This is a genomic window from Bacillus sp. FSL R9-9410 (genome assembly GCF_038050385.1).
Classification (GTDB): domain Bacteria; phylum Bacillota; class Bacilli; order Bacillales; family Bacillaceae_G; genus Bacillus_A; species Bacillus_A cereus_U.
Genome location: NZ_JBBOTV010000005.1, coordinates 1 through 24,051 on the forward strand (window position 1 = coordinate 1; position 24,051 = coordinate 24,051).

Sequence of the window (24,051 nt, forward strand, 5' to 3'; positions counted from 1 at the left end):
AAAAGCGACTTTAAAAGCTCAAAATGAAGCATTTGTATATGATGTGGAATATAAAATGGGCAACGGTACAGGAACATGGAAAGAAGCACGTCTAACAGACGAGCTAGTAAGTGTCCTGGAAGTAAAAGGAGCGAAGCTAGTAGATTCAGAGGGTAAAGAAATAAAAACAGGTAAGATGAATATTGAAGGGAACAAAGTAGAATTTGTTTTCGATAAAAAGGATGACAGCTACTTGTATTTAGCTGGACAGACATTCACGTTAAAGATTGATGCAAAAATCAAAGATGGTGTAAAAGCGGAAGAATTAGCGCCATACCTTGAAAAAGATGGCGTGCCAAATACAGGTGAATTACATATCGGTGGCGATAAACCATTGGTTTCAAATGAAGTATATGTAGTTCCACCAACTGAAAAGCAACCAGAACCGGTTAAACCAGAAGAACCAAAACAACCAGAGTCAAAACCAGAACCACAAAAGGTAGAACAGCCTAAGCAAAAAGTATTACCACAAACAAATGAAGAAACAACATTTATTCCATATGTATTGGCAGCGGTCTTCATCCTTACGGGTGTTGGTTTATATCTAATTGGTCGTAAAAGACGCATGAATCAGTAAAATCAGAAAGCATTCTTAGAGTGCTTTCTTTTTTTATATAAAAAATATATACAACAAAGATAGGAAAAGGAGGCATATTGATGGCTAAATCAAGAGGTAAAAATGAGAAACCGCTATATCATGAGGCGGTTTCTTATATTTTAGAAAAGAAAGGTCGTACCTATGAAGAGTGGGAAAGGGAAATTGTAAATGGTATTTGTGTTTCTGTTTTAGCGGGTGAAAACGTTGAATGGAGAAACAAAATGCTAGAACAAGTATCCATTGAAATGATTGCAGCTGATATTGAAAAAAGAAAACAATCTCAAGACAATAAGCAATCAAACAGTAGTCACAGCCAAAGTGACATGAAACCACAAGGGAATTAAGAGAGGGGAAAATAGATTATGGAATTTCTAGATTACTTTTACTTTAGCATCTTACAACATTTAGTTTACAATGACATTTTTGATTCAATTGGAAACATTTTTAAAGCTTGGAGTGGTAGATTGCAAACCATTACTGTTTGGATTGCAGGATTTTGTGTAATTGTTACAGGTATAATGTTTATTTTCGGAGAAGGACCGAGCCGTACAGCTAAGAAGTGGCTTATTTATATTGTTGCAGGTTGTATTATTGTATGGGGTGCAGCGGAATTCGTACAAACAGTACAAGGTGTATCAGGTGGCGGATTCTAAGCCGAAATATCATTCGAAAAGAGCAGGTGAAAATCTGCTCTTTTTATTTTATAGGTGAGAAAGGATGTATGAAATGTATCAAATTCAATTTGCGAACAAACAATCATTCAGTGATATGGTTAAGTTTTTGAAGAAAAACAAAGCAAAACCAGGTAAAGAATTGCCATTATTGGAAGCGGAACGAGTGATCCAGCAATTCCATCAAGAACATAATATGACTGGTATAGTCGTTGTAACGATTGATTCTGAAGAACTGGAATATACGTATGATTTTAGTCTACGTGTAGAAGAAGATCAGTCATTTTCTTTATTAGAGGCGTTTGAGGAAGTGTTGGCGACAGAGGGGGAATCAGATAGAGCAGTAATGATTCGAAACGGATTGGTCCAAACTTATCAAATGGAGCAGAATCCTCCTCAAAAAACTGGTTTCTTTCAAAAGCTATTTGGTTCAGGAAAAAAGAAACAAGAAGAGTCTTCTGTTGCATCTGATGGGTTAGAAGTGGCTGCTACAACACCAGATTTAGATGATTTTGATGAGCAAACAAAGTTTGACGATCAGGTCATTGATAATGAGATAGAAGCTCTTGATAAAGAGGTTGATGAAGTATCTGATGAGGAAGAAGAGGACTATGATGAAAATGAAGAAGAGGATTATGATGAAATAGAAAACGATCTTCCTTCTGGTGTTCAAAAAAGTGAAGAGTCTCAAGGTACTATTCAGAAAAATATTAAAGAAGAGAATATGCAAGTAGAAAAACATGTTCCTCATTCAGAAATCGTCTTTATGGATTATAACCAATATTTAAGTCTACAAGAAGTCGAAAAGAAAAAAGAACGATATGATGATCGTTTTACAGAAGAGTATTTGTTGAGTTTAGTGGGGTTAGGAAAAGAAACAGAAATGACGTCTTTAAAACGGTGCCAAGTACAATATGCAAAACAAATCTTGAATAGTAAAAAATTCATTTTGATCCAGGATCAGTATTATCAGGAGTTAGAAAATGCGACAGATGAACAACGTCTATTTTTAGAGCAAGAATATAAGAAAGCCATTTTAAGAGATTTTGAGAAAGAAGCGGAAGTAGAACTACAGCCTGTATTTAAATCTCTAATACAGAAAATGGTGGTTGAAACGAGCCAGTATAAAGAAAGTGAAGAAAAAGAGGTACAACAGAAGCAAGCTGCATTCAAAGAGAAACAAAACCTAGCTCTAGAAACATTCAAATTAGAGCAGGAAACGAATTATCAAGGATTTGCGTCTCAATTAGAGGAACGTAAAAACACTCTTGTTCAGGCAAAGAAGGACGTTTTACAGAAAGATATGGAGTTACAGAAGAAAAAAGCGTTGTCCGATAAAGTATATGAATTGAAACGAAATACACAAACAGATCTAGTTGATAAGCGAAATGCTATTTTATCTCAACATGTAAATACAATTGAATCCTTAATGCATGAAGCATTTGGATTACAGCAACAAGCATTAAAAGAGATAGAGGTAAATATCAAGGAACAAACACCTAACTGGATGCAAGAAATTAAAGATGAAAAAGAAGCGAAATTGCATGAGAAAGAACTACAAATTAAAGAAAAAGAGCTTTCTTTGGAAGAAAAGAAATTTTTGGAGAAGTCAAAAGGAACTGTAACTGAAAAAGAAATGCAAATTGCTGATCTTCAAGAAAGATTGAAAAAAAGCCAACGAAAGTTAGAAGAGATTGAGACGAAAGTGCAATCGAATATGGGGTTCTATCCAATGTATCAACAACCAATGTATCAACAACCGATGTATCATTCATCTCAACAGAATATGCATGTGCCGGTACAACAAGTTCCAGGAGAAATGGGGACACAACCCGTTAAAAAGAAAAGAAAAGGTTTTATAGGATGGTTATTTAATTAATCGTAAGCATTAATGTATAGTGGGCAAAGCAAATTTTATTCGTAAGTTGGTGATAGATGATGGCTTTGGAATTTTCGAAGAACATTTTTAAAAGAAAAAAGTATTTAAGACATGATTATAAAATTGAAGGGGAAGAATTACCAGGAGAAAAAACAAGGATAAATAAGAAAGCTTTATGTATTTCATTTCTAGTGGTAGTGGTTCCCTTGTTTGCTGTCAATTTTATGGTGAGTTTGTATCAAACGATTGTAACAAGTCTTTCCAAACAAGGAGTGAATGTCAAGATAACTCAAGTGTTGGATGCAGATTGGGTGGAATACGTTTCATTAGAACAAGCCTTTTCTCCTGTACTTTCAATAAAAACATATGGGTTTCTATTGATGTTATTAGGGCTAATTTCCGCATTAGCTTATTCCAAATTTAATTATAAGAGTGATGAAAACGTAGTTTGGGATCAGAAAGGGGATAATCGCACTTTAACGATTCAAGAGATAAAAGACCGTTATCCTGCCATTGCTGAAAGTGGAGAAAGATTTAAAGGATATGGTGGTGTTCCTGTTTCACATTATCAGGACAAATATTATATCGATACAACAACAGTAAATACAGCGATTATTGGTATTTCTCGTTCTGGTAAAGGAGAAATTATTGTAGTTCCATTGATGGATATTTTAAGTAGAGCGCTCATTCAATCTAGTATGGTCGTCAACGATCCCAAGGGCGAACTGTATAGTGCAGCGAAAGCGACCTTAGAAAAACGGGGTTATGATGTTGAAGTCCTCAATATTTTAGAACCATTACAAGGAATGTCCTATAATCCATTACAATTAGCAATTGATGCCTGGGTAAATGGAGATATACAAGAAGCTGTAAAACGAGTTAATACGTTAACGTTCTCCTTATATAATAATCCAAATGCGGGACAGAATTCTTATTTTTACGATACAGCACAGAAGGCTGTGAGTGCTATTATATTGGCTATCATGGAATACTGTGTGAAGAACAATTGTGTTGAAAAGATTACAATGGCAAATGTTTTGCAGATGTTAAATGAATTAGGAGCCTTTAATTATAAAGAAAATCCGGAGACTGATTTATTTTCAAAGAACGCTCTTGATGAATTCTTTGAAAGTCTGCCACAAGGTAACGTTGCGAAAATGCAGTTCGGATCAACGAACTTTGCCGGTGATAATTCAAAGGGTTCTATTTTATCTACTGCCAATGATGGTCTACAGATGTTTGCGGATGAAATGTTTGCAAAAATGACTTCAAAATCTAGTTTGGATTTAAAACAATTAGGATTCCCTAAAAATCTATTCTTCCAATTAGATGATACTTTATTAAATAAACGAGTGACCGTTTCTTTTCACAAGAATAATGATGAAAAGACTGAAATTGCTAGTTATAGATTAAAAGTGAAAGCATTGGGAATGTGTAATTTGAATTTTGATGACACATTAGAAAGTGGAGATTTATTACTGATTCGCTTCCAGGATGACGATACAAAATATCGAGTTTTATATGAATTGGATTTTGAAATAAAAAAAGATGAACAAGGAAATATCGTTTATCAGAAAAAAGAAGGCAATGAAGATAAGCCTGAGTACAAACGGGAAGTTATATTGCGAATGAAAGCTAATACTTTTCCTAAAAAACCAAGAGCGAAAATGATGTACTCTGATAAACCGACCGCAGTCTTTATGATTATCCCTGATTTTGATAAATCAAACCATGCATTAGCCAGTATTTTCATCAAACAATTGTATACAGAGTTATCGATGAATTGTAGTTATAGAAAAGGAGATAAGAAGTGTTTTAGAAGAGTTCACTTTTTACTTGATGAGTTTGGGAATATGCCGCCGATAGAAGATATGGGTGGTATTTTAACCGTATGTGCAGGGCGGAATATGTTATTTAACCTGGTTCTTCAGTCTTATTCTCAAATTGAAAAACTATATGATAAGCAAGCTGAAGAGATTAAGGAAAACTGTCAAAATCACATTTACATTAAGTCAGGTAATGACAAAACACTTGAAGAGCTTTCAAAACGTGCAGGTCATAAAACAATTATGGGAAGGTCTTCAAATGAAGGACATGTTGATTTGGATAATAAAGTGACAAAGAGTGCGGATCAGCAGCGACTTATTCCTCCTGAACGATTACGTGAATTTATCGAGGGAGAAACACTCGTGTTTAGTGAATTATATCGGCGAGATTTAAAGAGAAGAAAAGTAAGACCACGTCCAATATTTAATACACAAGACACGAACATGCCGTTTCGTTGGCAATTCTTATCAAAATTATTCGATACATCGAATGATTTGAATGATATCGATATCCAATCTGAACATACAAGATTAGATTTAACGTCCTTGTATTTAAACTTCATAGATTTTCTTGTGAGTGATGCAGCTCTTCATGAATATCAGAAGAGACTTGCAGCAGATACAGGAAGACAACAAGTAGATAAACAAGAAGAACAGGAAGAAAGTCTCGAAGAGATTATAAGTACACTAATTCTTCAGATTAAAAATAAGAATAATCAAGATGATTCATTAGAAGTTAGAAAACGCCTGGCGATGATGTTAAAAGCGTTTAGGAAAGACCGTAAGATGTTTAAAAAAGAAGAAGTGCAATATGTAATGGAACAAACCTCTAGTGAGGAAATGAAAAAGCAGTTACAAGCATTATTAAGACACCTATAGAAAGGAGATTGTTAGAATTGAAGTCAAAAATACAAAAGTGGAATACAAAACATAAATATTTGTTTGGTATTGTAATGTTGACATTTGTTTTAGTTGGTTCATTTTTTATCGCCTCTCCAACTTATGCCTGGACTTGGAAAGATTTATTTGATTGGGGTTTAGATGAAGAAGAAACGAAACAAGCCATGAAGTTTTTGAATAATGACTGGATTGTGTATTCAACGGTAATTGGTGCTATATGGCAGTCAATGATAGGGGCTTTTATTAAAGGGCTATTGATAATCGTAGGTATGCTGGAAGGATTGATTCCGAAGACTTTTTCTTTGTTTGATGTCCTAAATGATGTGGGGTTAAATCAATTTACACAATCTATGATTAAAGGATTGTTTGTTGGAATCTTTACGTTGATTATTACCTGGTTAGGGATTCGTACCATGATTATGCATAAACCTCCTAAATTTAAGTCGGTCGTGATTAACGTGATTATGATGGTGGTTCTTGTGGGTGGATTAAATGAAATTATGGCGCAAATGCAAAAATTATCAGTGGATTTTTATAATGCATCAACGGAAGGCCAAAAATATGAGGATGGTTTAGCATGGAAGCTAGTAAAAGATAATACAGCTGACATTATGTATTTAAGCCAAAACAGTTTTGATCCAATTAAATCAAAAGATACACTTAAAACGGAAAAGAATGCTTTAACAAAAGAAATGTTTTTAAATGCGAGTTTAGGTGATTTGGTAACGCCTGAGGTTGTAAAGAAAATTGAAGAGAAAATTGATGGAGAAGGTGGTCCCGGAGAAACTAAATTTTTGAAATATAAATTAACAAATGATGGGAAAAGTGAAACTCTAGAAAAAATAGAAGATAGTTCCTTTGATATTTTTAAAAAGGTTACGGATACAGGATACAAACGATATCCAATGAATTCTTTTACGATTATTTGTGCGTTGCTTTCTTTAGGGATTGCCTATGCTTTTACATTATTTGTATTCGTTATAACAATCTTTGAGCTTGTTATGAAAAAAGTAGTTGCGCCACTTGTTTTTATTACAGATATAGAAAGTGGACAAAAAACGAAAATGGTATTGGAGGATATATTTAAAGGATTCTTGTTAATCGCTTTTACAGGAATATCAATGCGAATATATACTATCCTGGTTACTTATGTAGGAAATGCTGATTTAGGTATGGTTCTTTACATCATATCGATGATGGCACTTACTACGTTACTGATAAAAGGTTCTGAATCGATTTTAAGGTACTTTGGTGTAGACGTTGGACTAAAAGATGGAAAGAATCATTTGCTTGGTGCATGGGCTGCCATGAAAGGTGCACAAGGATTAGGAAAAGGTGCAATGAACTTAGGGCGTAATGCGAAGGAAAAGTTACAAGGTAATCAACAGTCTAGAGAGGAAACGCCAAAACGTTCAGAAGGTGATGGTACAGCTTCTGGAGAAGCGGCAGCGACTACTCCGAGTCGAAGTGGTATTGCAAGACGTATAGGTACAGCAACAGGGTATGCAGCGAACCGTGGAGCAGGAGGTATGATGAAAGATGCTGGTAATAAGGCGTTGAGTAGTGCTAATGAGATGTTTGATTCAGGGAAATCAAAAGTATCTGATGCTGCGAACAATGTAAAAGATAATGTGAAAGGAACAGTAAGTGACTTTAAAGAGGGACAGAATCAAGGTCGTCAAACTGCTCAACAACATGCTGATCGTGATACATTGAATCAAATTGGTAAAGATGTCATGCAAAATGCAAATCAAGGAAATGATAAAGCTGCTGATATTCAAAATGCGAACCCTCATACAAGTAAAATGGGTGGAACGGATACAAATGGATCTGAATTAAAAGGTACCAGTGAAGATGTTCAAAAAGATATTAACTTACAAAAGCAATTAAGAGATAATGGGTTAGATATGAATCAAGGTTCAGATACAAACGGTAAACCAGGTACAGAGCAAATGCAAAAAGATATAGCGCTACAAGAGAAAGTGAACAGCACAGGCTCTGCTGAAGCGCCAGGAAAAGAAATGAGACCAGGTACAGAACAAATGCAAAGAGACATCGCACTACAAGAGAAGTTAAATAATAGCGGAAATGCGAATGTCCCAGGAACAGAGAATAGAGCTGGTACAGAGCAAGTTCAGAAAGACATAGCGCTACAAGAGAAGCTAAATAATAGTGGAAAAGCAAATGTCCCAGGAACAGAGAATAGAGCTGGTACAGAGCAAGTTCAGAAAGACATAGCGCTACAAGAGAAGCTAAATAATAGTGGGAAAGCAAATGTCCCAGGAACAGAAAGTAAAGGCGGTACAGAGCAAATACAAAAAGAAGTTGCAATGCAAGAACAATTAAGAAGTAATGGAACAGTGAATCCGCCAGGAACAGATATGAGGGTACAGTCACAAGAAGTTCAAAAAGAAGTGAATGTAAGAGATCATGTGAAAAATGAAGGGGCTGCGGTTAGTCCTGGGAATGATATGAAAGGTACAAATCAAACGATTAATCGAGATGTAGAAGTGAAAAATAATGTGAAAGACGGAGGGACAGTGGATTCTCCAATTAGAGGCACATCACAAACGATTCACAGAGACGTAGAAATGAAGAATAATGTAAAAGATGGTGAAACGGTAGATTCTCCAATTAGAGGCACATCACAAACGATTCACAGAGACGTAGAAGTGAAGAATAATGTAAAAGATGGTGAAACGGTAGATTCGCCAGTTAGAGGAACATCGCAAACGGTTCATAGAGACGTAGAAGTGAAGAATAATATAAATGATGGAGGAACAGTGGATTCTCCAATTAGAGGCACATCACAAACGGTTCATAGAGACGTAGAAGTGAAGAATAATATAAATGATGGAGGAACAGTGGATTCTCCAATTAGAGGCACATCACAAACGGTTCATAGAGATGTTCAAGTAAAAGAACAAGTTCATGAAAATACAGCGTCACAACGCAATGGTGTACCAACATTTAAGCGGAGAGGAACAGCAAAGAGCCGCTTTGATCAATTAAATGATTAAGAAGGACGGTGGTGTTAAAAAATGAGTGGGATAGTCATTCGTAAAAAGAAGAAACAGAAAAAAACATATAAGTATTTATCGGTTCTTCTTATAGGAGCAGGTATTTTGAGTCTGGGCTATCCTTTTATGAAGGATAGCCTTGTTAGTTATATAGCGGAAAGTAAGATGAAAGAAATACAGGCAAATCATCAGGAAGCCCAGGGGAGTCATGAGATTCCCCAAAAGAATCAAGAAGATGGACAAGGTGTAAGTGATGAAGAGAAGAAAGAAAAAGGTCTACAAAAAAAGCAATCAGTGACGAAAGAGAAAGTAACATATAATTTTGAAGATGTAACGCCAATTACAATGAAGGATATTGTAATGGCTGCGAACAAGAAAATGTCTGTAGTAGCAACTATTAAAGTACCTAGTGTGAAAATGAATCTTCCTATCATGGAAGGTGTATCGAATAGCGCTATGTCGGTTGGAGCTGGCACATTAAAGCCGACTCAAGAAATAGGAAAAGGAAACTATGCGATGGCATCGCATCATATGAACAACCCTAAATTATTATTTAGCCCCTTAGATCGTGTGAAAAAAGGGGCTTCTATTTATTTATCAAATGGTCAAGAAACGTATGAGTATGTTGTTGTGGAGAAAAGAATTATTGACGCTAGGGAAGTTGATATCATTGAAGATAAAGAGGGGAAGAACCTGGTTACTCTAATTACATGTAATGCGAATGGTAAAAAGCGATTAATGGTAGTAGGAGAATTGAGAGGATAGGAATCTATTCTCCCTTTTTTCTTAAAAATAAATCTTTATTAAAAGTAAGAAAGGAAGCGGTAGTATGTTGAAGTTAGGAAAAGCTGAAAGAATGGTTGAAGTAGAAACAGAGGAGCTTCAGGAACACGAATTAAATAATGTAAATACTTTGGTAGTTGGTTCACCAGGAACAGGGAAAGATCTTACTGTAACCGTTCCTAATATCCTTTTTGAAGAAAATAAGAATATATTTGTGTTTGATGCAAATAATGAATTGGCTAACCTTCATGCATATAAAGGTTTGGATGAATATAAGGAAAAGCAAGGATACAAGATATGGCGCTATGACCTTATGGAAGAAGGATTGTTGGATAAAATCAAACATATTTTGACGACTCAAGATAGTGAAAAACACTTTGTTCATATCCATTTTAAACAAGAAGTATTCACAGTGTACGATCGCAGGTATAAGGAATTGATAGAACATCAGAATAAGATTAAAGAACTTGTATATCAAGTCACAAGTCAAATTCGTTTGAGTAATGATTATAGAGCAAAAAGAGGGTTTCGTCTTTTTCTTATGAATGCTGATAATTATCATTCAAATAATATATCCGAATGTTTCACTACATTTCCAGCGCATAACATTGGAATAACAATGAGCGTAAGTTCTATAAAAAATGTTGATGAAACACTTTTAGCAAATACTGTTTATCTTGTTTTGAAAGCGCAAAAAGATAAAGCGGAAGCAAATAAGATTGCGAAACAATTAAAATATCATCATCTTAATTGTTATGGGGCAGACTTTACTCCATCTAAATACGGAAACACTTCAATCCCAACGCCTTTAACAGCTGATATGTTACTAGAGTTACCTGATTATATGGCACTAGTATGTAGAAAACCTTTTAAAAGTAACGTAAGATCATGGGATTGTTGGAATCGCTTGGTTGAGACCTATAATGCTACAGAAATATTGAAAGGGGAAGGCTAAAATGACAGGTGCTGAAAATGAATTTCTAAAAGATGTAAAAAGAAAAGATGTTATGAAAAAAGAAATGTTGGCTCTTTATGATACAGGTAAATTAAAGGAGCTTGCTTGTGAAAAGTACGAATCTACAGGTATACATCCTGCAGGTCAAAAAATGAGAAATACTATCATAGAATTCTTAGAGAACAGTGAGTATAAAGAATTAATGTTAACTTATGAAAAGTGGAAGGAGTTTGCGGAAAACTATGATACATGGATGGAATGTAGAAAAGAATTAATTGAAAAAATTTTATGTTGGTATGATCAAGGTGTAATACTAGCAGTTCATAATAGTTTTTTAGAAATAAAAGAGTTGAAATTACATCCTTATAGTGTAAGAGAATTTATAAAGAACGAACTAGAAAATAGAAGTATAAAAGGAATAGAAGAATTTTATAGCATATGTGTTCAGGTAAGAACATCCCAAGTAATAGATAACTGGTTAAATTATCGCCCAAAGATATCTATAATTGATGAAAATACAAGTGAGGCAGAAAAAGAGATCATTCTCGGCAGAAGCAATCCTATTAAATTTTAAAAGAAGTAGTTCAGTGAACTGCTTCTTTTTTTTATTAGAAAGGAGAGAAGAACATGGGCTTATTAGAGAAAGAAGATGTTCAATCACCTAAGGAAAAAATATTACGGTTGATTGATGCAGAAGGAATAGTAGTAGAAGAGAGTTTTAATTTATCAATAGCTCGTCCTTTTTTGGCGTCTCATTTAATGGAGACGACTTATTCATACGAAAATGGAAAAATAGATAGTGTGTATACAATTCTAGTTCCAAAATTTACGGATTTAACAGAAAAAGAACAGGCAATAGATTTATCTTTTGTTTTGGCACTTTATCGATTACGGAAAGAGAAGCGATGGACAAAATTATTTGTGCTGAATTCTTTCGTATTAACTAAGTTGGCGTGGAAGAAAGCGGAAAAAATTTGTAAAGAAAATGGCATCATTCCAGAGGTGGAAAAGTTTTTGAAGTTATTTAGGAGTAAAGATTGGGACTTCGAAGAGCGAAAAAAACTCGTTTTATATGAATCTTTGATTCCATTTAAAACACTGTATACATGGTTAAAGAGCGTTGTAAAAATATATTTATTTAGTTGGATATTCGTTTTGTTTATATGGGCACTTCACTCATCAGGAGCAATAATGTATTTTCCTTTTTCTAATAATTTGTTTGGAGGGATTGAACAAATGAATGGGCATGATATTGCAGCGATGTCCAGTTCACTATTTATGATGGGAATAACTTTCTATATTTTTATGTCTGTCTTAGGAAGATGTTTTATTGATTGGAGAAATAAATAGGGAATAGTAGAGGTGATTATAGTGAGATTTAATAACGAACAGCAAGAAATGTTTGATGTAGGTGTTGAGCTGTATGAAGGGTATGAAAGAACAGAATTAACAGGTGCTGAGCCATTCTTCGTTGCTGCAAGAAAACAATTATATAAATCAGTTTTAGCATTAGTGGTTTTGACTGAAGAAGAGATTATAAGCACAAGATTTCAAGTAGTTGGTGGTTACGAGGAGCTACTGGCTACTCTACCAGAGGGGCATCCTGCTAGAACGTATTATAAAGGGGTTCAAAATTTAACCCCTAGCATTAAAGCTAGTGTAACGTGTGATTTTAAAATTACACTGAGGCAGTTTTTGAGTTTGATGGATGAAATGCATGAAAAATATAAGATTGATAATAAAAAAGATTAATAGATACAAAGATAGATAGATATCCTGGTGAGGTGAATGTAGAAAGTGAAACGGAATCCTAAAAATACCAAACAAGAAATTAAGCTAACGTTTTTCTACTTATTTGATTTGGGAATAATCGCAGGTATAATGATACTTGCATCGTATTTGTCAAAAATTCTTTTACTCGGTGCTGTGGCTAAAGTTTCATTGTATATTGTGGCGGCTGTTTTAGGTGTCTTTTTATGTATAAGACCTTTTAGTAGCCCTACCAATCGTAATATGAAAGTTATAAAGGATATGTTTAAAATGGATAGAAGGAAATTCGATGCAATAGAAATAACAGAAATCAATAGCATTACACAACAAAATAGTAGAAGTCGAAAAAGAGTAGGATAAAATCCTGCTCTTTTTTTATATAGAAAGGGAAGATGGGTATGCAGAATGGTACGGCAAGGAAAAAAGAAAAGAAAGAAAATATAATTTTTACGGTTTTACCATTTCTTTCACCAGAAAGGAAAGAAACTACATCTGTATTAGATGCCATTCAATATAAAAGAATGGATCGAAAAACAGGAGCGGTTATTGATGTAAGAGATCAATATCAAGCGTTTTTAAAAGTGAAAACGACAGATTTGTTATCCATGCATCAAGATGATTTAACGAGAGTTATGAGCCGACTAACAACTTTATCTAGAGTCTATCATGAACCTTTCAAAGTCATAGGGATGACATATTTGTCCGAAACAACAGAACAACAGGCGTATTGGAAGCGTATGGCGTTACGCTATCGTTCCAGAATGAATAATGGGAATGTAACAGAGGAACAAATACGGCTGCTTAGATACCGTTATAAATTGGCTAATGAGAATTTAATGCGTGTTATATGGGTAGAAAAGAATTTGGAAGAATTCTCTTTCTTTTTTGTGGTCTATGGGAAAAGTGAAAGAGAAATTCAGAAGAATATTGCAGATATGATCCGCTATGGCGGTAGAGAGTTAGAATTGAAGAGATTAAGTATCAAAGAAACGGAAGAATTAATATATAAATTGCACAATATGGAATCGGAAATGTAATAAAGAAAGGAGGAGAAAAATGAGTAAACAACAATCTATAAAACTACAAACAGGAGATAAAGGGATATACCTGGGTATACATTCAAAAATAAACCCTTTAGTAATTGTTCCATCTGATATAGCGAAAGAAGATGCACATGTTAATGGCTTTATGTTAGGAAAGATGGGGAAAGGTAGAAAATTCACATTAAGGGGCGAAAGACAACATGGTTAAGTTATCAAAGAAAGAACAAGAAAGGTATAAAGCAGAAGGATATGATTTGAATTTTATTTCAAGGGTGCAGCCGCAAGGTGGCATTAAATTTAATGAGCGCTATATTGCTACAGGTGATTGCTATGTAGCTTGTTTATATGTGTATTCTTTAGCGGAAGATATTAGTCCATTATGGTTAACGCAGTTATTAAATCATAAGAACACAGTCTCTTCCATGGATATTGCGACAGCTAATAAAGAAGAAATATTAAAGGATATTAATCGTTCTATTGGTGAATTAAAAGATCGTGGGGAATCAGAACGAAAAGCGACAGACCGTGATGATGCGTATTGGGAATTAGATAATTTAGTTAGCTTTGCCCGTTCGATTTCACAAAAAGGTGAGGTCGTTAAGTTAGTAAAAACTCGAATCTTTTTCTATGATTCAGTAATGGAACAATTAGAAAAGAGAATACAAGATATTAAGAAAGAGATTGCAGGGAATAATTACAAGTCTCAAGTTTTTGTGTTTAAGCAAAAAGAAGATTGGATTTCATTGTTTGCGAGTTATGATGTACAACGGGAGTATTTTAATGTGTCAGTTGGTAATCCAGTTCCTTCTGAAAATATTGGTTATGGTGTTCCGTTCCATCATCAAGCCCTAAAAGATCCACGTGGGATTTACTTTGGACAAACTTCAACAGGGGGAGCTTTTATATTAGATCCTTTCTTTTCTACACCAACAAGAAAATTCTTTAATGGGTTTGTACTAGGTAAGATGGGATTTGGGAAATCTACACTACTAAAACAATTATTAGAGGGATTAGTTGCGAAAGATTGTTTTATTAGAGGGTTTGATAAAGCCGGGGATTACTATGAAATCGTAAAAGAACAAGGTGGAAGATATGTAGATTTAAGTGGTGGAGAAGCAGAATTTGAAGAAAAAGATCCAAGGCTTGGTGAAGAAATTGAAACAGGATTAATCAATCCATTAGAGATATTTGCGACGATCACAAATAAAGCGGGAACGAAAGTGCTTGAAAGTAAGTCGTTTCAAAACCATTTGTCAAAAGTATCTAATATGTTGCGCTTTTTGAATAAGGAGCTTACAGATACGGCTCTTACAGAGTTCCGCAAGCATTTAAGAGCATTCTATGATAAGTGTAATTTAACACCAGCTAAAGGGCGGAAGATTACAGGGTTAGATCCAAAATCTTATCCGATTATGGAAGAGTTTTATCGTTATCTACATACAGTTCAGTTAGATACAAATGCAACTCCTGAACGTATACGTGATTTTGAGAGAATCAAAAGTCAAGTTGAGGAAATGATTGATCCGAACGCTTATGGAGAAATGTTTAATGGCCATACAACATTCGCTAATTTTGAAGATGAACAAATTGTATTCTTTGATATTGATGGCATTTCAAAATATGATAAGCCTGTTTTTCACTGTCAATTGTTTACGGCATTAACGTTTATTTGGAGTCATGCATTAAAAAATGGGCGTCGAATGAAGTATTTGGATGAAGTAAAAAAGGTATCGATTGAAGACCTTCGATACTTCATGGTTATTTTGGATGAGTGCCATAATGTAATCAATTCAGAAAATGAATTTGCGAATAAATATGTTTTAGAGTTCCAAAGGGAGATGCGTAAGTTTAAAGCAGGTATCTTTTTTGCGACACAATCACCAGGGGATATGTTGCCACCAGAAGGAGTACAATTAACTTCAGCAACATTAAAATCTATTTTTGAGTTAACACAGTATAAAATCTTTTTGAATATGGATAGCTCGGTGTTAAATGTATTGCGTAAGGCAATTGGAACAACATTTACTGAATCTGATTATGAAAAAATGCCTACATTAGAGCAAGGTAACGCAATTGTACAAATTAGTGGTAGTGAAACATATAACGTTATGTTTGATCCAGATAAAGAGCAATTAGAACGCTTTAGAGGTGGTCAATAAAATGAACGATGCTGGTAATTCTATGTTAGAGATGAACAGAAAATTTAAGAAAGCCAAACGTTGGAAATGGATTGCGGGTTTGATAGGTAGCTCAACAGGACTTTTAGTTCTAGGAGCTATCTTTTTTTTGGTCATGTTAATAGGAGTTATTTCTAGTGGGAATCAAAGTTCTACAGGAGGAGGAACTGCTACAGGTGGAGTTGCAACAAACACGAACTTGCCACCGGAAGTGATGAGATGGAAAGACATGGTTGAAAAAGAATGTCAGGCACAAGGTGTACCTGAGTTAGTTCCTTATGTGTTAGCAATTATTATGGTAGAAAGTAATGGTATTTCGGAAAAACTACCTGATATTATGCAGTCAAGTGAATCGCAAGGATGGAAGATGAATACAATTTCTAACCCGAAAGATTCCATTTATTATGGGGTTATGCATTTAAAGGGCGCATTTGACGATGCGAAATTGTTGGGAATTAATGATTTACTAGCTATTGTACAGACATATAACTTTGGACGTAATTATGTACATTGGTTAGCTGCAAACAATAAAACACATTCCTTAGAAACTGCTGATAATTATTCTTTAACAGTTGTTGCACCTGCTGGTGGTAATAGGAATGGCACAACAATTGGATACAATCAACCTGTAGCATTTGCATATAACGGTGGTTATCGTTACATCAATGGCGGTAACTTTTACTATGCTGAAATGGTAAAACAGTACCTAAGTTTTAGTGCAGGAGGAAGTATTCCTGAAGGTTCAGATTTCTTTAAAGGGCTTATGAATGAAGCTGTAAAATACAATGGTAATCCGTATGTATGGGGTGGTAAAAGTGCATCGCAAGGATTTGATTGCAGCGGTTTAACATATTGGTCATATAAAACAATGGGAATTAACATTCCGATGTCTGCAACAACACAGTACGATTTTACACAGCCAGTAGAGTTAAAAGATGCTAGACCAGGAGATTTAATTTTCTTCAGAGGGACATATGGTGGACCAAATCATGTGAGTCATGTTGGAATCTATATTGATCCAAATACGATGTATGATTCCAACAGTAGTGGGATTGGCTATCACACATGGAGTAGCGCATATTGGATGCAACACTTCGCAGGAATTAGAAGAGTACAATAATAAAATTAAAAATTGGAGTGAATAAAATGAATAACTTTACGAAAATTGTCATGGGATTACTAGTAGTTTCCATCGCTTATAACGTGTATTTTGGAATGGAAACAAAAAAAGAAATGGATAATTTTAATGTGAAATTGAAAACGCAAGCTGAAGATAAAGAGAAGACAATTCAAACATTAGAAAATAAATTAGATCAAGCGAAAAGAAAAATGGCTGAAGAAAATAAACCCAAAACAGAAGAAGAAAAACAAGCACCTGTAAATCTTGAAAAGCAATATAAAGATATAACGAATCAATTTATACATGCATACCTCGATTTTTCTGTGAAAAATAAGGATGAAAGAAGAAACAATTTATTAAAGATGACAGAGCAATCTTTAGTAGATCGTATTGCACCAAATACGGAAGATGGTGGTGATCCTGGTTTTAAATCGAAAGTAAATGAAACAGTAATGTTCATTGATAATTCAAATGATATCAATCAAAAATGTTCAGTATTAGTAGATGTGAAATACACAATTGAAGCATTAGAAAATGGAAAAACAGATGTTCATAACTTTATGAAGGTCACATTAGAAAAGAAAGATAACGCAATAAAAGTAGTGGATGTAAGCGTATATCCAGTTAAATAAAGATTGATATAGAAAGGAAACGAGACATGAATCATGCGTATAGATGAAGAGGAATTAAGTCATTTAAAAGCCAGACATGATTATTCGGTAGACGGTGTGTATTTAATTTTAAAGTTGCGAAAGAAAAAAAGAATCTATGAAGAAGTGATTTGTGATTGGTTTGATTACAATAAAGGAACGAATTTTAAATGGTTATTAGTACGTCATTATAACCCAAGAAGTAAAATTCCGAAGTACACAAATTACAAGTTAGATAACATACAAGAGGATGTAAAAATCGTGAAAAAGGCGAATGAAAGAAAGGGTAAGGTCTATGTTTCTTAAAAATAAAGAAAGAAAAGATAAACGAAAATCGCCCAATGCCATTCGAAATATATATGGAATAACGCTATGTAGTTTCTTCGTAGTGTTATTTTTCATTTGTATTTCTCCATTGTTGCGTGGTGCGAATTATGAATTTGAGGAACGGAAATTAAACGAATACCAATTGTTAACGAACGATGTAAAGGCTGCAATTGTTAAGAAAGAATACAATCCAGAAAATAAAACATTACGAATTGATTATGCATTTAAGTCAGATAGTAATAACTCAAAATCATTAAGTAATTTGGATTATAAAGTAGAAAATCGATACATTAAGCAAGAAACAAATGATGTGAAAACAAAAGTAATTCGACCAAGTGATGATTATATAGTCGTTATTAGTACGAACGTTCCAGAAGATTTCGGTGTGATCGCTTCAACGATTAAGCCTGAATATATACATCCAGAATTAGAAAATGATCCAGCCGATTTAAAAGAAAAAGGAATGAAAACATACATTAAAGAAAGTCCAAAAATGTTGAATGAGAAGCTGAAAGTTCAAACTATTACTGCGTATGAAGAGGAATATATTGAACGAACACAAGATATTTTAGACAAAGATATTAAAGAATTAGAGAAAAAAATTCAGCTGAAAACTTCAGCAAACAAACAAATAGCTACGAACAATGAGAAGATAAAAGGCGAAATGGACTTCCAAACAGAAGGTGAAAAAGGAACAACAGGAAACGAAATGAAAGCAAATGAAACGACAATTAATACAAACAAAAAGGAAATTGAAACGTTAAAAGAAGAAATCAAATTAAAAGAAAAGAAGATTGATTTACTAGATGAAAAGAAAAAAACGGTAGATAAAAAGTAAAAAAGGTGAATTCAAAACGCATACAAAACACATACAAACACATACAAAACATATACAAATCACCTTTAAACGCATACAAAACACATACAAATGTGATATCGGAGATATCACATGAATTTATAAAGAAACCCAATAGGCACAGCCTATTTCATCACTTTGGCCACAAAGTGATATCGGGTTTCCTTATGCTCTTTTTATTATTCTAGGGGTTATCTACTAGGATGGGAATTTACTGCAACATAATGGTTAACGAATTTGATCTTAAGAGTTGAGAGAGGAAGATGAAAATGAGTGCAGTATTTAATAAACCGGCTTTATTTACGAAAGTGATTACGCCACCACAAGAGGAGTTCGAAGGTTCAAAAATTAAACCATCAAATTATTTGATACAAAATGCAGATGGAGATAATTTCTTATTGTTTAGAGAAATTAAGAAAGATGAAATTGAAGTTTTTGAGGGTGAGCGAATAATAGAATATGACGGTAAAAGTTACATGATGATTGCAAATTTGCCAGATGAAGAACATGCAATGGCAGCTATTAGATCATATTGGAGAGCAATAAAAGAACTTTGTCAATTGACTGATGACAAACAATCATGTCCTGACTTTCATGATATGTATGTAGAAGAGGCGAAGGAAAAAAATAAAAAGATTGCATACTCATACTCATTTAACTGGTTTGGTTTTACTTACAATGGTTTAAAATCGGATTTTGGTTTTGATGTTACGATTAAGTTTAATACATTTGACTTTGAAGATGCTCGTATTGATGGTGTAACGGATTGTTTATCTGTAATAATTGATTTGCAAGAGGAAAAGTTAATTGTTGAAATTGATAGTAATCCTCTATTTGAAAGTGTTGAAGTTATTGAGTTTTTTATTGATGATACAAACAGTAAATTCTATAAGAAATTAGGCGTAGAAGAAGGAGAAGCACTTATTAAAGAGTATTGCAAACAAGCGAAAGCTAATGAAATTCCTCACATTGAATTAACAGGATCAGCTATAGCGTTTAAATATGTGGATTAATTATAGGGAAATGAAAAGTTCTAAGTAGATTCAAAATGGAGAGCAACAAAAGAGCTTAATCAATTTATTGATTAAGCTCTTTTGTCATTTTAAGTGAATGAAAGAGAAGTGGAAGAACTAAAAAATTAGAATAGGAAAGGATGAGTTATATGTATTGTGAAGAGGAACTTTTTAAAAAAGTTATAGTACCACCGGAAGAAGAATTTAAAGATTTAAAAATTAAACCAGCAAGCTATTTAATTCAACATTTAGGGCTTGAGAATTTTCTTTTACGCAGAGAATTAGAAGCAGGTGAAGATGTTTATCAAGAAGATGACATTATTGTTTATGAAGGAAAAACGTACGTATGGTTAACTAACTTTCCGTCCGAAGAAGATGCAATGAGGGTTATTCGTTTGAATTGGGATGCAATAAAGCAGCTTAACAAATTTGAACAATCGGGGAGTTATATTCAATGATTCTTTGTGACCAGTGCCAAACATATATAAAGAAAAGAATTGTAAAGGCAATAATGAAAATTGCTGTTGCTCCTGGGATTGATTTGAATCTATGTGACGAGCATTTTAAAGAATGGCTCAAAAATTCTCCTGAGGATAACGAGCTATTTTCTAAGGTTGAAGAGTAGAAAATAAGGAAGAAACTTTAAAGAAGGTGTCATGATGGGAATTCATATTAGGAATGCAGATCCTTTCTATATGGGAAAGATATAAAATAGATGCAAGCGTAACAAAAGAGATTAATTCGGTAATGAATTAATCTCTTTTGTTGTGAATAGGGGTGAAAATATGAATGTACTAGTCCGAGGTATTGAGCCAGCTTATATTAAAGAGATTGATAGAAGATGCGAATTAATTAGTACGAAGTTAAATAGAAATTATTCCCGTCAAGAGTATTTAAGAAACTTAATTCAAAATGAAGTAGAACGTTCTTTGTTTGAGTTTAAACAAGATCAGTTCGATACCGCTATTAAAAATTTAAGTATAACTTTGGAGAGACAAACAAATATGTTGCAAGAGTATATAGGTTCAAATCATGAATTGATTCAGGTAATAGCAGAAAAGTAAAAGGAGGATAAAGTAATTGGCTAGAGATCGATATGAACAATTATTTCAGTTTAGAGGAAATAAAGTACACGATGATATTGTGAAGACATATCATAAAAAGTTTCCTCAGTTTTCTAAGGAAGCCGATGTGTTTCGACACGCAATTGTACTGTTAGATGAAGAGATGAGAAAGCAGGATGGACAAGATGATTTGTCTGTTTTAATAAACAAGGTAGCTTTATTAGAAAAAGCAGAGAACAAATCCAGGATGCAAATGGATGTGCTAATACTTTTGATTTTAGAATTACTTTCTCGTTCAGGAAGTGATTTAACATGGGATGATGCAGAACAAGAAATTCGAGATCGGATAGGTTCGGCTGTTACGAAAAAGTCAGAAGTGCGAAATGTAAAAGCAAAGAAACAAGAAAAAGTAGAGAATCATTTTGAGAATAAATTAACGATTAACACAAATAAAGAAGAAGTATTTAATTCTATTCCCACTGAATCGAAGGGGAATATAGCTCTCATTTCAGATAAAGATAAGATTACATTACGAAATGGGATTCCACATAAGAGCGTATGGGTTGATGGTACAGAATACTTTGATGAAATATCTTGGGATCAAATACCTGAACATAGGATTTCTGAATTGGCATAAATGATTGGCGTGAAATGTGAGGGATTAAGTAATGGCTAAACCACCAGGGATAATTTTAACTTCTCAATATACGATACCAAATGCAAAAAGTTTCACGACTTATATTGATTATTGTACGAGAGAGAAAGCACTTTTAAAGACAGATAGAGAATTAACTCCTACTGAATTAAGAGAATTACATCGAGTACAAGAAGCTAAGTATCATGTAGATATGGAAGTTGGAGTCGTACATTCTTCCGGGAAAAATAAAAAAAAATCAGATAAAGAAGGGGAAGCAAAAGTGATTTTGTCTTCCCCTGAATTATTTCAGTCCTCTCAGGACTTTGAAAAATACGTTTCATATATGGGAAGAAGCTATGCACTGAAAAGCAAAAAAAAAATCTCATTAAGTGAAAAAGAAGAATTGGATTTGTTAGAAAAACATATGGCAGATCTTACTCCTGATAAACAAATGGGGGATGGTAAGAAGGAAATTCTTTCAGGTGTTTTCTCAAAAAACAAATCTATTATTACACAAAAAGATTTGTCTGATATTAAAGAAATAGTAGGAGAAGCACAAAAAAATGGCTCGGTTTATTATCAAGATGTTATTTCATTTGATACAGACTTTTTAATTCAAAACAAGTTGTATGATCCACATACTGACACATTAGATGAAAATCGAATTCAAAATGCAAGTCGTAAAATGATGGGACAATTGTTTAAAGATGAACACATTGAAGAGAATAATGGGTTTTGGTTCGCTTCTATTCATCGTAATACGAAACATATTCATATTCACTTTGGTACAGTCGAACATGAGAATAGACGGCAATTGGTTACAACTGAAATAGATGGTTTTGTTTACTACGAACCAAAAGGAAAACGAAAACAAAAAACATTAGATAATATGAAGTCAACATTTGCACATTCTTTAGTGGATCGTACGAATGAGTTAAGCAGAATTTCTACTTTAAGAAATGACTTGGTTCAAGAAATAAAAGGAGAATTAAAAGAATCACGAGAGAAAAAACAGCCAAAAGATGTTGTTTTACTACGTGAAATTTATGCAGGATTACCGAGTAATAAAAAAGATTGGGCTTATGGGAGTAAACGAATGCCTGAAGAAACAAGAAATAAAATCGATCAATTAACAAGCCTATTAATGAAAGATAATCCTATTTTCAAGGAATATAAAGAATCTGTAAAGAATGAGTCTGAGTTTCAAAAAGGTTTATATGGTGATACGGCACGGGACAATAAAGACTATGAAAAGAATCAAATAAGAGATGTGTATAAGCGGATGGGTAATTCTTTATTGAAAGAATTGAAGAAAAAGAAACCTTATGATGAGAATCCTATGTATCGATTTCAACAAAAAAATGAGCAGATAAAGAGCAAGTATGAAAATGAAAAGAGACAAGGAGATAGCGAAAATAAAAGTTTTTCAAAGTATAAACCACCTGTTTTAAGTAAGAAGGATATCCGAAATATAGAGAAACTAATAGACGATGATTTACATAAATGGCGTGCAGAAAGAGATTATGAACGTGTACAACAGCAAATAGCAAGAGAACAAGAAATGGATTATTAAATGTAAAAAGTGTCATAGCGATATGACGCTTTTTATTTTAGGAAGAAGGTTTAATAATGGATAGAAAAGCAATTGGAAAACGAATTAAACAAATTAAAAATTCTCATATTCCACCTTTAAGCTATGTTGAATTAGGGGAAAAGCTGAGAAATAAAGATGGCAATCCAATTTCGAAAGGAACAGTAGATTCCTGAGGGAAGGGGTTTGGGGATTCCGAAGCATGAAGTTATTAAGCAGATTGCACTTATAGGTGGTGTAACAACAGAATGGATTTATACAGGTGAAAATATGCCGAAGTTACTTTGTGTGGATTGTCAGGAGAAATTAATGATTGAAACCAATAACATTTTAGTGTGCCCACAATGCTGTGTGAATTATGAATTAGTTAAACAATGGTTGAGAGATAAATATTAGAAAATAGAAATAACAAAGGAGAAGAGAAAAGATGAAAATGACATATAAAACACCAACCGTTAGAGAATTAAAACAAACCCTGAAATCACTTTTACCAGAAGCAAAGGAATTTGAAGTGGAACTTTCCATGGATGGGAATGCACCAGCAACATTATATACAGGTGCAGAGGTAATGAGTTTAGAATGCATTCTTGAATTAGTTGAGAAACAAGGTTTTAAAGTGAATGATATTGACGGTTGTAATTCAGAGGTAGGGCTTAGAGAGTGTATAGGAATTACCTTGAATAAACCTTTCATTCATGACAAGACAAAGGAAAGTATTGAGGGCATTTTTATTTTAGGAAATCGCTATGAGAAAGAGCTAACGGGTATTCTTTACAGTTTCTTAATTCGTGCAGAAAAAAATTATCCTAATGTTCCTAGAACCATTGATATTGATTTTTCAGTTGATATTGTGGCGGAAAATATAGAAATTGCAAAAACTAGTTTTTTTGAAAAAATAAATTCGTTCAATTTTCCATCAAAGGAAGAAGAAATTCGATTTATTCCGGTGACTTATGATGGAGAATGGGTAGAAATGGAACCGGAAGAGGACGAGGATGAAATAAGGTTTCAAATTGAAGAGTTAACTTTAGAAAAAATAAATAAAATGTTTTTAACCGTAGAAAAGGTATATGAAATATATAAAGAGGCAGATAAGGAATTGCTTATAAAGAAATAATGAGATAGGGGTTTT

General features: G+C 33.7%; 28 protein-coding genes. All 28 read left to right on the forward strand.

Going from position 1 to position 24,051, the window contains the following annotated elements; translation table 11 throughout:
- Positions 1 to 616, forward strand: a 616-nt coding sequence (locus MKX77_RS29990; protein ID WP_341308662.1) for an isopeptide-forming domain-containing fimbrial protein, incomplete at its 5' end; no start/stop codon positions are given.
- Between the two features lie 80 nt (positions 617 to 696).
- The gene (locus tag MKX77_RS29995) at positions 697 to 981 is read left to right on the forward strand and encodes a hypothetical protein (RefSeq protein ID WP_341308663.1); all 285 of its coding nucleotides are present in this window, start codon (positions 697 to 699) and stop codon (positions 979 to 981) included.
- An 18-nt stretch (positions 982 to 999) separates the two neighbouring features.
- The gene (locus MKX77_RS30000) at positions 1,000 to 1,290 is read left to right on the forward strand and encodes a TrbC/VirB2 family protein (RefSeq protein WP_341308664.1); all 291 of its coding nucleotides are present in this window, start codon (positions 1,000 to 1,002) and stop codon (positions 1,288 to 1,290) included.
- Between the two features lie 73 nt (positions 1,291 to 1,363).
- A complete protein-coding gene (locus MKX77_RS30005; RefSeq protein WP_341308665.1) occupies positions 1,364 to 3,187 on the forward strand; it encodes a hypothetical protein in 1,824 nt (607 codons plus the stop codon).
- A 59-nt stretch (positions 3,188 to 3,246) separates the two neighbouring features.
- Positions 3,247 to 5,892 carry a VirD4-like conjugal transfer protein, CD1115 family gene (locus tag MKX77_RS30010; RefSeq protein WP_341308666.1) on the forward strand — a complete coding sequence of 882 codons (2,646 nt, stop codon included), beginning with the start codon at positions 3,247 to 3,249 and terminating at the stop codon, positions 5,890 to 5,892.
- A 17-nt stretch (positions 5,893 to 5,909) separates the two neighbouring features.
- On the forward strand, positions 5,910 to 8,933 hold the full coding sequence (locus MKX77_RS30015) for a pLS20_p028 family conjugation system transmembrane protein (RefSeq protein WP_341308667.1): 3,024 nt from the start codon (positions 5,910 to 5,912) through the stop codon (positions 8,931 to 8,933).
- A 21-nt stretch (positions 8,934 to 8,954) separates the two neighbouring features.
- Complete coding sequence (locus tag MKX77_RS30020; protein ID WP_341308668.1) at positions 8,955 to 9,698, forward strand: class A sortase; 744 nt, start codon at positions 8,955 to 8,957, stop codon at positions 9,696 to 9,698.
- A gap of 64 nt (positions 9,699 to 9,762) precedes the next feature.
- On the forward strand, positions 9,763 to 10,671 hold the full coding sequence (locus MKX77_RS30025; protein WP_341308669.1) for a type IV secretory system conjugative DNA transfer family protein: 909 nt from the start codon (positions 9,763 to 9,765) through the stop codon (positions 10,669 to 10,671).
- 1 nt (position 10,672) lies between these two features.
- Positions 10,673 to 11,245, forward strand: coding sequence for a hypothetical protein (locus tag MKX77_RS30030; RefSeq protein ID WP_341308670.1), 573 nt, complete (start codon positions 10,673 to 10,675; stop codon positions 11,243 to 11,245).
- Positions 11,246 to 11,298: 53 nt separating this feature from the next.
- On the forward strand, positions 11,299 to 12,021 hold the full coding sequence (locus tag MKX77_RS30035) for a hypothetical protein (RefSeq protein WP_341308671.1): 723 nt from the start codon (positions 11,299 to 11,301) through the stop codon (positions 12,019 to 12,021).
- A 21-nt stretch (positions 12,022 to 12,042) separates the two neighbouring features.
- Positions 12,043 to 12,423 carry a hypothetical protein gene (locus MKX77_RS30040; RefSeq protein ID WP_341308672.1) on the forward strand — a complete coding sequence of 127 codons (381 nt, stop codon included), beginning with the start codon at positions 12,043 to 12,045 and terminating at the stop codon, positions 12,421 to 12,423.
- Between the two features lie 45 nt (positions 12,424 to 12,468).
- Positions 12,469 to 12,801, forward strand: a complete 333-nt coding sequence (locus tag MKX77_RS30045; protein ID WP_341308673.1) for a DUF5592 family protein — start codon at positions 12,469 to 12,471, stop codon at positions 12,799 to 12,801.
- A gap of 38 nt (positions 12,802 to 12,839) precedes the next feature.
- Positions 12,840 to 13,478, forward strand: coding sequence for a hypothetical protein (locus MKX77_RS30050; protein WP_341308674.1), 639 nt, complete (start codon positions 12,840 to 12,842; stop codon positions 13,476 to 13,478).
- 19 nt (positions 13,479 to 13,497) lie between these two features.
- Positions 13,498 to 13,692: a hypothetical protein gene (locus MKX77_RS30055; protein ID WP_341308675.1), complete on the forward strand. Its 195-nt coding sequence runs from the start codon at positions 13,498 to 13,500 to the stop codon at positions 13,690 to 13,692.
- A complete protein-coding gene (locus MKX77_RS30060; RefSeq protein ID WP_341308676.1) occupies positions 13,685 to 15,643 on the forward strand; it encodes a VirB4 family type IV secretion system protein in 1,959 nt (652 codons plus the stop codon). The genes MKX77_RS30055 and MKX77_RS30060 overlap by 8 nt, the downstream gene beginning before the upstream one ends.
- A gap of 1 nt (position 15,644) precedes the next feature.
- A complete protein-coding gene (locus tag MKX77_RS30065) occupies positions 15,645 to 16,781 on the forward strand; it encodes a bifunctional lytic transglycosylase/C40 family peptidase (protein WP_341308677.1) in 1,137 nt (378 codons plus the stop codon).
- 26 nt (positions 16,782 to 16,807) lie between these two features.
- The gene (locus MKX77_RS30070) at positions 16,808 to 17,413 is read left to right on the forward strand and encodes a hypothetical protein (protein ID WP_341308678.1); all 606 of its coding nucleotides are present in this window, start codon (positions 16,808 to 16,810) and stop codon (positions 17,411 to 17,413) included.
- 33 nt (positions 17,414 to 17,446) lie between these two features.
- Positions 17,447 to 17,737 carry a DUF5513 family protein gene (locus MKX77_RS30075; RefSeq protein ID WP_341308679.1) on the forward strand — a complete coding sequence of 97 codons (291 nt, stop codon included), beginning with the start codon at positions 17,447 to 17,449 and terminating at the stop codon, positions 17,735 to 17,737.
- Positions 17,727 to 18,596, forward strand: a complete 870-nt coding sequence (locus MKX77_RS30080; protein WP_341308680.1) for a hypothetical protein — start codon at positions 17,727 to 17,729, stop codon at positions 18,594 to 18,596. Before MKX77_RS30075 ends, MKX77_RS30080 begins: the two co-directional genes overlap by 11 nt.
- Before the next feature lie 287 nt (positions 18,597 to 18,883).
- Positions 18,884 to 19,627 carry a hypothetical protein gene (locus MKX77_RS30085; RefSeq protein ID WP_341308681.1) on the forward strand — a complete coding sequence of 248 codons (744 nt, stop codon included), beginning with the start codon at positions 18,884 to 18,886 and terminating at the stop codon, positions 19,625 to 19,627.
- Positions 19,628 to 19,776: 149 nt separating this feature from the next.
- Complete coding sequence (locus MKX77_RS30090; RefSeq protein ID WP_341308682.1) at positions 19,777 to 20,085, forward strand: hypothetical protein; 309 nt, start codon at positions 19,777 to 19,779, stop codon at positions 20,083 to 20,085.
- Positions 20,082 to 20,252 carry a hypothetical protein gene (locus MKX77_RS30095; RefSeq protein ID WP_341308683.1) on the forward strand — a complete coding sequence of 57 codons (171 nt, stop codon included), beginning with the start codon at positions 20,082 to 20,084 and terminating at the stop codon, positions 20,250 to 20,252. Before MKX77_RS30090 ends, MKX77_RS30095 begins: the two co-directional genes overlap by 4 nt.
- A 160-nt stretch (positions 20,253 to 20,412) precedes the next feature.
- Positions 20,413 to 20,691 carry a hypothetical protein gene (locus tag MKX77_RS30100; RefSeq protein ID WP_341308684.1) on the forward strand — a complete coding sequence of 93 codons (279 nt, stop codon included), beginning with the start codon at positions 20,413 to 20,415 and terminating at the stop codon, positions 20,689 to 20,691.
- Positions 20,692 to 20,707: 16 nt separating this feature from the next.
- Entirely contained in the window at positions 20,708 to 21,328 is a 621-nt protein-coding gene (locus MKX77_RS30105) for a hypothetical protein (RefSeq protein ID WP_341308685.1), read from the forward strand.
- Positions 21,329 to 21,359: 31 nt separating this feature from the next.
- Positions 21,360 to 22,901 carry a MobP2 family relaxase gene (mobP2, locus tag MKX77_RS30110; RefSeq protein WP_341308686.1) on the forward strand — a complete coding sequence of 514 codons (1,542 nt, stop codon included), beginning with the start codon at positions 21,360 to 21,362 and terminating at the stop codon, positions 22,899 to 22,901.
- 56 nt (positions 22,902 to 22,957) lie between these two features.
- Positions 22,958 to 23,095 carry a hypothetical protein gene (locus MKX77_RS30115; RefSeq protein ID WP_341308687.1) on the forward strand — a complete coding sequence of 46 codons (138 nt, stop codon included), beginning with the start codon at positions 22,958 to 22,960 and terminating at the stop codon, positions 23,093 to 23,095.
- Between the two features lie 10 nt (positions 23,096 to 23,105).
- On the forward strand, positions 23,106 to 23,315 hold the full coding sequence (locus MKX77_RS30120; protein WP_341308688.1) for a hypothetical protein: 210 nt from the start codon (positions 23,106 to 23,108) through the stop codon (positions 23,313 to 23,315).
- A gap of 31 nt (positions 23,316 to 23,346) precedes the next feature.
- A complete protein-coding gene (locus MKX77_RS30125) occupies positions 23,347 to 24,036 on the forward strand; it encodes a hypothetical protein (RefSeq protein WP_341308689.1) in 690 nt (229 codons plus the stop codon).
- The last annotated feature ends 15 nt before the right edge of the window (positions 24,037 to 24,051 follow it).